The 806-nt window shown below is 31.1% G+C and carries 1 protein-coding gene; it reads right to left on the bottom strand.

Annotated features, from left to right (window positions below):
* The coding region (locus tag AC1DTM_RS29680; RefSeq protein WP_477001612.1) for a DUF817 domain-containing protein at positions 1-639 on the bottom strand (639 nt) is incomplete at its 3' end.
* Positions 640-806: the final 167 nt, after the last annotated feature.

Below are 806 nucleotides of genomic sequence, written 5' to 3'. Positions count from 1 at the left end.
TTGCCATGCTCCGAAAAATGTTGCGATGTTTTCTGCAATCCAAATAAAGAATCCGATAAGGAAAAAGGAAAGTACGAGCGGCATTTTATATGTAACGCCTTGTAATGAAAATCCCACAAATGTCCGAAAGAAAATAATGAATAATAGTAAAGTTAATACCCATCTAAAGTCATATAGAAAATGATGTGTGAAAAAATTGAAGTAAATCATAGCTCCTAACGGCACAGCAAAAATAGCCTTTGGCCAATAATACATTTGCAAATGCAATCTTCTCCACGCCTGGCATATGTAACTTGCGACACTCGCATACATAAAACCACTGTATAGCGGAACACCTAAAACTTTTGAATACGCCTCCTCAGGATAACTCCATGATCCAAAATGCACTTTATATATTTCTAGTAGAAGTCCGATAAGGTGAAAAACAGTAATTACTTTTAATTCGTCTTTCGTTTCAAGTCCCGTTTTATACATTATATATTGCATAAGAAGACATACGATGAGTATGAAATCATAGCGATATAACCCTGGGATAGAAATGATTTTTGATAGGGCTAGTGTTAAAAAAATAACGACTGGGAACAAACAGGATAACGCTTGTTCATAAGTAAAATGTAGTAGTTGTTTTACATAAAACATTGTTTCACCTTCAATATATTTATTTGAAAAATCTAAATAATAATTCAGTATACTATAAATTTTAAAATATAACATCGCAATACTTTGCATGTATTTGTAAGTTTTAGAAGGGAATTGTAATAAGTATTTTAATATTGTAACAAAGTAAAAAAATAGTTTGCTATTTA

Source organism: Bacillus sp. P4_D3 (genome assembly GCF_056401855.1).
This window is presented reverse-complemented; position numbering and strand designations above follow the sequence as displayed.